8 protein-coding genes and 1 pseudogene are annotated in these 7206 nt (G+C 41.3%); 6 read left to right on the top strand and 3 right to left on the bottom strand.

Translation table 11 applies throughout. The annotated features are described in order from the left end of the window. Positions 1-79: 79 nt before the first annotated feature. The gene (locus NGM66_RS13810; protein WP_258115820.1) at positions 80-985 is read left to right on the top strand and encodes a cation:proton antiporter; all 906 of its coding nucleotides are present in this window, start codon (positions 80-82) and stop codon (positions 983-985) included. A gap of 210 nt (positions 986-1195) precedes the next feature. Here NGM66_RS13810 and NGM66_RS13815 read toward each other — a convergent pair whose 3' ends face one another. Further along, entirely contained in the window at positions 1196-1339 is a 144-nt protein-coding gene (locus NGM66_RS13815) for a type I toxin-antitoxin system Fst family toxin (RefSeq protein ID WP_373418493.1), read from the bottom strand. Positions 1340-1460: 121 nt separating this feature from the next. Here NGM66_RS13815 and NGM66_RS13820 point away from each other — a divergent pair, with 121 nt between their 5' ends. Next, complete coding sequence (locus NGM66_RS13820) at positions 1461-1688, top strand: hypothetical protein (protein WP_047674646.1); 228 nt, start codon at positions 1461-1463, stop codon at positions 1686-1688. Positions 1689-1695: 7 nt separating this feature from the next. Here NGM66_RS13820 and NGM66_RS13825 read toward each other — a convergent pair. Further along, a protein-coding gene (locus NGM66_RS13825) for an IS5 family transposase (protein ID WP_258115821.1) occupies positions 1696-2495 on the bottom strand; the annotation gives its coding sequence in 2 pieces (ribosomal slippage) (positions 1696-2225 and positions 2225-2495; 801 coding nt in all). Positions 2496-2994: 499 nt separating this feature from the next. On the opposite strand from NGM66_RS13825, the gene NGM66_RS13830 reads away from it, so the two are divergent. The 3 genes from NGM66_RS13830 to NGM66_RS13840 are packed head-to-tail and all read left to right on the top strand — an operon-like array spanning position 2995 to position 5951. After that, on the top strand, positions 2995-4188 hold the full coding sequence (locus NGM66_RS13830; RefSeq protein ID WP_258115822.1) for a quaternary amine ABC transporter ATP-binding protein: 1194 nt from the start codon (positions 2995-2997) through the stop codon (positions 4186-4188). Further along, complete coding sequence (locus tag NGM66_RS13835; RefSeq protein WP_258115823.1) at positions 4188-5030, top strand: ABC transporter permease; 843 nt, start codon at positions 4188-4190, stop codon at positions 5028-5030. Before NGM66_RS13830 ends, NGM66_RS13835 begins: the two co-directional genes overlap by 1 nt. Positions 5031-5042: 12 nt before the next feature. Beyond that, positions 5043-5951 (top strand): glycine betaine ABC transporter substrate-binding protein, encoded by a 909-nt coding sequence (locus NGM66_RS13840; RefSeq protein WP_125710494.1) that lies wholly within the window; start codon positions 5043-5045, stop codon positions 5949-5951. A gap of 411 nt (positions 5952-6362) precedes the next feature. Here NGM66_RS13840 and NGM66_RS13850 read toward each other — a convergent pair whose 3' ends face one another. Then, entirely contained in the window at positions 6363-6695 is a 333-nt protein-coding gene (locus tag NGM66_RS13850; RefSeq protein WP_258115824.1) for a transposase, read from the bottom strand. A 26-nt stretch (positions 6696-6721) separates the two neighbouring features. On the opposite strand from NGM66_RS13850, the pseudogene NGM66_RS13855 reads away from it, so the two are divergent. Then, a pseudogene (locus NGM66_RS13855) lies at positions 6722-7138 on the top strand (transposase); the annotation flags it as partial. Positions 7139-7206 lie beyond the last annotated feature (68 nt).

Genomic DNA, 7206 nt, shown 5'->3' on the forward strand with positions numbered 1-7206 from the left:
TTACGTGGCCTCAAGTAACTGCCGAAAACCTACATTTCTTTCTGCCGAAAACCTACATTTTTAAACTGCCCTTGACAGCATGATCTTCCCAATTATTATTGCTTACTTAACTGGTCTATATTTCCATTTCTCTAACATAGAAAGCCTGTTTTTAGGAGTGACATTTGCTGCTACCTCTGTTTCGATATCAGTCGTTGTTTTACAAGAAATGAAACACCTTAATAGCCAAGAAGGAACAACTATCTTAGGTGCAGCAGTCGTAGATGATATTTTAGCTGTGCTTGCTTTAAGTGTCTTGGTTAGCCTTTCTGGTAATCAAGTTTCCGAACAGGGTGGACCCCAAAATATAGGCCTTTCCCTGCTACTCCAACTCGGATACTTGGTTCTTCTTTTTATCTTGGGACGGTGGGTTATTCCACAGCTCATGAAGCTTAGTGAAAAGCTTTTAGTTCCTTCTTCAGAGATTTTAATTTCGCTGGTTTTGTGCTTGGGATTAGCTTATTCAGCAGATTTAACCGGCTTGAGCACGGTAATTGGCGCTTTCTTTGCTGGTCTTGCTATTGGTCAAACTGATTATAAAGCTCTGATTGACCGTAACGTTGAACCAATCGGCTATGCTGTTTTCATCCCTGTTTTCTTTATTAGCATTGGATTAAAGATGACTTTTACCGGCATTATCAATGATTTCTGGTTATTTTTAATTTTATCTATTGGTGGCATAGTATCGAAACTGCTGGGTGCAGGCATAGGTGCTAAGGTAGCTTCTTTTTCTTGGAATAGCTCCTGGATGATCGGTGCAGGGATGGTCTCACGTGGTGAAATGGCGCTGATTATTGCACAATTAGGCCTCCAAAGCCACTTATTATCCACAGATCGATATTCTTCTGTTATTGGGGCAATTATCATAACCACTTTAGCAGCCCCATTTCTTTTACGCAGTACCATTTCCAAGCTCAGAAAAAGCCAAGACAAGTTAATGGATTAATTTTTACAAAATAACTCTCGATAAGTCGTGGTTATGTAAATAAGACCTCCAACACCTGCAAATTGCTCTAACCTTACTAGCATGTTATAATAATAGTGCGGAATGAGAGTATATCGTGCATAGACAGCACAAGAGCCACTACCCGGGCATGGGTAGTGGCTCTTTTTTTCGCTGCGCGGAATTCAGCGTGTGAGTTAGAATGACAACTTGCTAGTGATTGTTGTCTTTGTCGCTCTTATCTAACCAGTAAGAGAATAGTTTATTAACTATACCGACTAGAATCGGTGCAACAATCAATGAGAGTATATCATGTAACATAGACAACGCCCCCTTTCGGGGCAAGTTGCCATTCATGATTATAGCATTTCCTCTTTAGTTCGGTCTAAGTAATTTTGAACAGTGTTTTTTTCTTGTCCTCGCCATTCTCTTTGCTAAAATAAAACTAAAAATAACTTTATTTGCGGAGGTTTTAGCTATGGCTAGTGAACTAGAGAAATTAGATGAACTACAGCGGAAATTAAACGAGCGGAAACGCAAAGCACGCACCAAAGAATATCAGAAATTAGGCCGTGAGTTTTATCAGAAATCACAGGCCAAAACTTTTGCAGGTGCGCACCAGATGTTAGACCATATTCCCATGTTTCAACAATCTGCAAAAAAAGCCAATTTAACGGACGCTTTACAATTAATATCCGGTTTTTAGAACGTGTTTAGAATCTTTTCAAGAGTATTCGCAGGAAGGCTAAGCTAATCATCATCTTACTGGTGTTCAGCTTTCGCTCACAATTGCGCCAGAGGCGCCGATATTTTCCTAGCCAGCTAAAACTGCGTTCGATAACCCAGCGTTGCGGGGTCACTTGACCGTGCCTAAGGTCACTCTGTTTAGCAATAATGACTTCAGCGTTAATCATTGCCTGAACTGATTGAGCAAAGTTGTTACCAGTATAACCACCATCGGCCATTACTCGTTGAACCAGGTCAAACTGTGATTTGTTTAACGCCAGTAGCGCATTGGCGCCATCACGCTCAGAAACATTGGCGGTTGTCACATGGACTGCCATCGGCAGTCCATTGATATCTACAGCAAGATGGCGCTTAATCCCACTCACCTTTTTACCACCATCGTAGCCACTACTTTCAGCAGGATCGGTATTCTTGACACTTTGAGCATCTAGAATGATGAACGATGTATAAACTGAACGCTTCTGAGCCAACCGACGTTGGCTGACAATTTTTTTAAAACCTTATCCAGAGGAGTGATACCAGCAGGAGATGGCGTTTTAGTCCAAAGTAACCAGTAATAATAGACGGTTTCCCATTTAGGAAAATCACTGGGTAAATCGCGCCAAACGCACCCATTTTTCAAGGTATAAAGCAGGGCACAAAAGATATCATATAAATCAACCTTTCTTGGCTTAGTCCGCTTACGTATGCCTTCTAGATCTGTCCGGATTAGTTCAAATTGTTCACGAGAGATGTCGCTACTATAATGGTGTGCAAAGCTTTTCATGGATTAAAAACTCCTGTTTTTGATCTAATTTAACTAAAATCAAATCGAATGTCAAAGTATCCAAACACGTTCTTAAGATAGGTAGTGACCAGACATATAATTTGGATTTGTTATGAATATGTGTTAAGGTAATCTTAATGATTCGGCTGTAACATTTTTGTAATGTGTGGACCACAAGTTCGTTTTATAGTTATTTTACAGCGTGGCCGATCAAAGCTAGTAAAGCATCGATCGGTCTCTTTTTGTATCATGTTTTTCATTTTATTCAGTAAGGTATACGCTAGGCAATACACTATAATAACGAAGGTTCAAGCTGTAGACAGTTCAAGTCTTTTTTATTCGAGCAGAAAGGCCAGTTATCAGGCTGGCCTGACGAATTTCAACTGCTAGGGCAGTGTAGGGTGTACTAAACATTTTTCAGCCGATGGTTCTTAATTGTTTATCAGTTACACCAAGCACTTCGCAGCATAAGAAAGCACGGATTTATTGGAGGCATGTAATGACAGAAAAAGTTAAAGTCAAACATTTAACTAAAATATTTGGCAAACAGATCTCTCAGGCTAAGGAACTCCTTAAACAAGGTAAGAACAAAGAGGAGATCCTTGCTCAAACTGGTTGTACAGTTGGTGTCAGTGACGCTAATTTTTCAATTAATGAAGGAGAGATCTTTGTTGTCATGGGTCTATCCGGTAGTGGTAAATCAACCCTGATCCGGATGATTAATCGTTTGATCAACTCGACTGATGGAGATGTCGAAGTTGATGGCCAAAGTGTGATGGATCTAGACAAAGAAGGTTTGCGTAAACTACGCCAGGATAAGTTCGGAATGGTTTTCCAGAATTTTGCTTTGTTCCCACACTTGACAGTTCTGCAGAATGCGGAATATGGATTAGCACTAAAAAAAGTTGATCAGGAAACGCAAGAAAAAAAGGCCAAGGATGCTTTGAACCTAGTTGGTTTGAATGGTTACGATCAACAATATCCCGACCAGTTATCTGGTGGGATGCAGCAACGGGTCGGTTTAGCACGGGCAATTGCCAATGATGCCGAGATCTTACTGATGGACGAAGCCTTTTCTGCCTTGGATCCACTGTATCGTAAAGAAATGCAGGATCTCTTGTTACAGATCCAAGAAAAAATGCATAAGACAGTTATTTTCATTAGTCATGATTTAAACGAAGCCTTGAAATTGGGTGATCGAATCATGATCATGCGTGATGGTGTAGTTCAACAGATCGGGGATCCTGAAGATATCTTGACGCATCCGGCTAATGATTATGTCGAACGCTTTATTGAAGGCGTTGACCGGACTCAAGTCTTGACAGCCAGCAGCGTCATGGCTAAAGCACAGGTGGTCAACATTGCTAAAGCTGGTCCGCGAGTGGCTTTACGCCGCATGCGTGAAAATGATATTTCTTCGATCTATGTGGTTGATAACGAAAACAGGTTCGTCGGCTTTGCTGACGCGCATGATGTTTCAGACCTGATCAAGAAAAACAGTAAAGATTTACGGTCCGTTTTGAAGACCGATGTGCCCAAGACTCATGCTGATACACCGATCAATGATCTGATCAATGATATTTCGAAGACCCCGATCCCGTATATCGTGGTCGATGATGATGATCATTTGCTGGGTATTATCTTGCGTGGGACAGTCTTGGCTGCTATTTCCGGGGAAGAGGTGAGCGCTTAATGAAAGGTATCGGAGCATTACCATTAGCCAATTGGATCAACGCTGGTGTTGATTGGCTAAGTAAATTTACAGGATTTTTCAACAGTATCACGGCTTTTTTCCAGGCTATCATTGACGCGATCCAATGGGTCTTTGATTTATTGCCGGAATGGCTATTTATCATTGTTATTTTGGCTTTAACGTATTGGGTCAAGAAAGACCAGAAGAAATTGGGCTTCATGATTTTTGAAGTTTTGGGTCTTTTATTGATCTGGAACTTAGGATATTGGCGTGATATGACACAGACCCTGACTTTGGTCTTGTCGTCAAGTTTGATCGCGATCATCATTGGGATCCCGCTGGGGATCTGGATGGCTAAGAGTAATAAAGCTGAAGTTGTGATCAAACCGATCCTGGACTTCATGCAGACTCTGCCGGCCTTTGTTTACCTGATCCCAGCTGTGTCCTTCTTTGGTATCGGGATGGTCCCTGGTGTCTTGGCATCTGTGATCTTCGCAATGCCGCCGACAGTACGGATGACCAGCTTGGGTATCCGTCAGGTCCCAGAAGGCTTGATCGAAGCTGCCGATTCATTCGGTTCGACTAGCTGGCAAAAACTGATCGGACTGCAATTGCCGATGGCTAAGACAACGATCATGTCCGGTGTCAACCAGACAATGATGCTCGGACTTTCCATGGTCGTTATTGCATCGATGATCGGTGCGCTTGGTTTGGGTACGCAGGTTTACTTCGCTGTTGGACGTAACGATGCTGGTGCAGGTTTCGCTGCAGGTATCGCGGTGGTTATCGTCGCTATTATTTTGGATCGGATCACACAATCGTTCAACCAGACATCCAGATAAGGGGTGATCATAGTGAAGAAGAAAATCCTCCGTTATCTAAAATTAGCAGCCGCGACGTTAGGCTTGGCAGTAGTTGTTAGTGCCTGTGCCAAGCCGCCCGAATATAATTCGCATAAAAAATTAGGGTCTCAGATCAACTATACGATCACAGGGATCGAAGCTGGTGCGGGTATTACTGATAGTACTGAAACGGCTTTGAGTAAGTACCATCTGAAAAGCGCAAATTGGCAAATTATGCCAAGTTCTACTGCTGCCATGGTAAGTACCTTGGATAAGGCTATTAAAAATAAAGAGCCGATCGTAGTGACAGGGTGGCAGCCGCACTGGATGTTCGCCAAATATCCGCTGAAATTCCTAGATGATCCTAAACATGCTTATGGCAAGGGTGAATCAATGCGGACTATTACTCGAAAGGGATTTAAACAAGATAATCCAGGTGCCAATAAATTCTTAGAGAATTTCCATTGGTCGATCAAAATTTCTAATCCATTAATGATGAAAATCAACAACGGTATGAATAAACAAAAGGCCGTTGATGAGTTTATTAAGGACCATCCTAAGCAAGTCAAAGAGTGGCTAAAGGGTGTGCCTGATGGAAAAGGCAAGAAAATCAAGATCGGGTATACTCCATATGACTATGAAATAGCTACTACTACCCTAGTCACAACTCTTTTGAAACAAAAGGGGTATGACGCAACGATGCAGCAGCTTGATGTTGGTATTATGTGGAGTGCGATCTCTAGTGGTAAATTGGATGCGACAGTTACAGTCGAACTTCCTGTGACACATAAGTTATATGCTAAGAAATATAAGGGTAAATATGTTGAAGTCAGGAAAAATCTGGAGCATGCTAAAACTGGATTGGCTGTGCCGAAGTATATGAAGAATATTAATACCATCGATGATTTAAAAAACAAATAAAAATAAGGTTGATGCAAAAAGTATTAGTGGATCATCCTGAAACGTAACCTGGCTGTTAACGATCCATTACCTCCTTACTATTCTGAAGTTGAGGATATTATCAATGGTATTTTATTCTTGGCGAGTGACAAATCTAAGACAATTACCGGAACAGAATTAGTAATTGATAATGGTAGCCTAGCTATTTAAAAATATGAGTCTTGAAAAGATACCCTGCAAATGTAAAGGGGTATCTTTTCGGGACTTTGTCAAATAGTGTTGATGGTCCATAGAACTCTATCTTATGGTAGGGTTCTTTTTTTACCGCCATAGCTAGATTAAAGTGTTTGGGTTGGGAGGCAGGTGCGGGTCCGAAGCGTAGCGAAACGGGCCCGCACCTGCCTCCCACAGTGTTGACCTAAATTTTTTATTTTAGGCATGGATCAATTTGATGCGGATAAAGAAATGCCTTAAGTTACTGAAACCGTAACAGCTACGTTTAAGTTCTTTGATCTTGCGATTGATCCCCTCTAACGGCCCATTAGAGTAGTCATAGAGACAAGCGTTCCTGATCCCTAAGTAGTTCTTTTGAATGGTCCTTATGACGGTATCCATTTCAGTACCATTGGGACGGTAGTTCATAACTAATTGTTGTAAAGTAGCCCGATCGCGGTTGCGAATAAAGGTTAAGAGGTAGATTGTAAAATTAATCCGAACGCTGTTCGGACAAAAAAGATCAGCTTCCTTTAAAATGGTGTTTACCACAAACCCATTTTTTAGGAGCTGATCTTTTGTCTAGTATAACCTATTCTGAACGAATTAAAATTGAAACCTTTTGTGAACTAGGACTGGCCAATGCCCAAATGGCTGAGCAGTTAAAACGATCGCCGTTCACGATTTCTTATGAATTATCCCGCTGTCAACCTTATCAAGCTGAGTCAGCGCAAGCGAACGCTGAATCTAAGCGGGCACGATGTGGTCGGAAAACTAAATTGAATGCCAAATTAAAGCAAATCATTCTAAACCATTTACGTCTAAGCTGGTCACCAGAAGTGATTGCTCATGAACTTAAACTAGCTACTAAATCTATTTACAATTGGCTATATCAGGGGAAATTTGAATTTTCTTTGAGTGACCTACCTGAACATGGTCTACGCCAACGGCGTAACCTCGACCAACGTTCTAAATATAATCAATCATTAGAACGTGTTTGGATACTTTGACATTCGATTTGATTTTAGTTAAATTAGATCAAAAACAGGAGTTTTTAATCCAT

This window comes from Levilactobacillus yiduensis, assembly GCF_024718525.1.
Classification (GTDB): Bacteria; Bacillota; Bacilli; order Lactobacillales; family Lactobacillaceae; genus Levilactobacillus; species Levilactobacillus yiduensis.

Coding starts and splice junctions, on each gene's coding strand:
- NGM66_RS13810 (WP_258115820.1), top strand. CDS start 80: ATGATCTTCCCAATTATTATTGCTTACTTAACTGGTCTATATTTCCAT.
- NGM66_RS13815 (WP_373418493.1), bottom strand. CDS start 1,339: ATGAATGGCAACTTGCCCCGAAAGGGGGCGTTGTCTATGTTACATGAT.
- NGM66_RS13820 (WP_047674646.1), top strand. CDS start 1,461: ATGGCTAGTGAACTAGAGAAATTAGATGAACTACAGCGGAAATTAAAC.
- NGM66_RS13830 (WP_258115822.1), top strand. CDS start 2,995: ATGACAGAAAAAGTTAAAGTCAAACATTTAACTAAAATATTTGGCAAA.
- NGM66_RS13835 (WP_258115823.1), top strand. CDS start 4,188: ATGAAAGGTATCGGAGCATTACCATTAGCCAATTGGATCAACGCTGGT.